The organism is Actinophytocola sp. (genome assembly GCF_036555685.1).
GTDB lineage: Bacteria > Actinomycetota > Actinomycetes > Mycobacteriales > Pseudonocardiaceae > Actinophytocola.
This window is the reverse complement of sequence record NZ_DATBKY010000053.1, coordinates 1-1,688: the sequence shown is the minus strand read 5'-3', so window position 1 is coordinate 1,688 and position 1,688 is coordinate 1. Positions and strand designations below refer to the sequence as shown.

Annotated in this window: 3 protein-coding genes and 1 pseudogene; all 4 read left to right on the top strand. The window is 71.3% G+C overall.

The genetic code is table 11. The features are described from left to right. A pseudogene (locus VH969_RS05930) lies at positions 1 to 563 on the top strand (hypothetical protein); the annotation flags it as partial. 128 nt (positions 564 to 691) lie between these two features. Continuing rightward, the gene (locus tag VH969_RS05925) at positions 692 to 895 is read left to right on the top strand and encodes a cold-shock protein (protein WP_331971584.1); all 204 of its coding nucleotides are present in this window, start codon (positions 692 to 694) and stop codon (positions 893 to 895) included. An 11-nt stretch (positions 896 to 906) separates the two neighbouring features. Further along, a complete protein-coding gene (infA, locus tag VH969_RS05920) occupies positions 907 to 1,125 on the top strand; it encodes a translation initiation factor IF-1 (protein ID WP_331971581.1) in 219 nt (72 codons plus the stop codon). 72 nt (positions 1,126 to 1,197) lie between these two features. Continuing rightward, on the top strand, positions 1,198 to 1,688 hold a 491-nt coding region (locus VH969_RS05915), incomplete at its 3' end, for a thiamine-phosphate kinase (RefSeq protein ID WP_331971578.1).

Genomic DNA, 1,688 nt, shown 5'->3' with positions numbered 1-1,688 from the left:
AGGTGTTCCCGGACGGCGTGACCTACGAGGCGACGAAGATCCTCGAGGCCAACATCCAGGGCGGCACAGGTACGCACGCGAACATCGGCTGCCCGGCCGGCGGCAAGACCGGAACGACCGACAACAACACCGACGCGTGGTTCGTCGGCTTCACCCCGCGGCTCGCGACGGCCGTGTGGGTCGGCTATCCGAACGAGCGCATCTTCATGAACTACCAGTACCACGGCGGCCCGGTCGACGGCGGCACGTTCCCGGCCGACATCTGGGGCACGTACATGAAGTCGATCATCGGCGGATTCTGCGGCCCGTTCCCGCAGCCCAAGGAGCCGTTCGTCACGCATCCGTTCTTCGGCGAGTACGCCACCTCCGGCGGCGACAAGCTCGGCTTCGGCTCGCGCGGCAAGGACGAGGAGCCGTCCACCACGCCCGACGACGAGAAGCAGCAGAACGACAACGGCGGCAACGACGACGACACCGGCGGCACGCAGTTCGATCCCGACCAGTACGAGTCGCCGCCGCAACCGCCGCCCGACACCGGCACGCCGCCCGGCGACCAGCGCTAGCGGGGCGCTGGGTCCACTGGTATAAACCGGCGCGTCAGAGGCCGCTCCGGCGGTAAGAGCATGCGGGTAGGACAGTGCCGGTCGCACGACCTCCGCATCGAGTCGACGCAGCGGAGGTGCTGCAGCAGATGGCAACGGGTGTCGTGAAGTGGTTCAGCGACGAGAAGGGGTTCGGGTTCATCACGCCGGACGACGGCGGCCAGGACGCGTTCGTGCACTTCTCCGCGATTACGGGTGACGGCTTCCGCACGCTGGCGGAGGGGGCGAAGGTCGAGTACGAGCTCGGCGAGAGCCCGAAGGGCCCCCAGGCCACGAACGTGCGGACGATCTGAGGACGTAGCCCTTGGCGAAGGAAGAGAAGGTCGAGTTCGAGGGGGAGGTCGTCGAGGCGCTCCCGAACGCGATGTTCCGGGTGCAGCTCGACAACGGGCACGAGGTGCTCGGGCACGTCGCTGGGAAGATGCGGCGGTTCCGCATCCGCATCCTGCCCGGTGACCGCGTCCGCGTGGAGGTCTCCCCCTACGACCTCAACCGCGCGCGCATCGTCTACCGGCACCGGTAGGCGGGTCTGCGCGAGCTTCGCCTGATCCAGGCGATCCACGGCGCGCTCGAGCGCCGCGCGGGCTCGCGCGTCGTGCGCTGGATCGGTGACGACGCAGCGGTCCTGCGGGCCGGCGGCGCCGCCGCGGTGTCGACCGACGTGATGGTCGACGGCACGCACTTCCGCCTCGGCCAGGGCTGGACGGCCGAGGACGCCGGCTACCGCGCGCTCGCCGCCGCGGTCTCCGACCTGGCGGCGATGGCCGCCGAGCCGGGCGAGGCGTTCCTCTCGATCGTGATCCCGGACGCGTTGTCGGACGAAGACATCGTGGCCCTGCACCGCGGCGCCGAGGCGCTGGCCGTCACGTGCGGCGTGACGATCGCCGGCGGTGACCTGGTCGGCGGGCCGGTGCTGGCGATCGCGGTCACGGTGATCGGCTGGGCGGAGGCGCCGGAGGCGTTCGTGGGCCGCGACGGCGCACAGCCGGGCGACCTGGTGGGCGTGACCGGCGACCTCGGCGCGGCAGCGGCCGGGCTCGCCGTGCTGGACGGCCGGGCCGAGGGGCCGGTCGACCGCCACCTGCG

Excerpts from the sequence above, each read along its gene's own strand:
- VH969_RS05925 (WP_331971584.1), top strand. The coding sequence starts at position 692 with ATGGCAACGGGTGTCGTGAAGTGGTTCAGCGACGAGAAGGGGTTCGGG.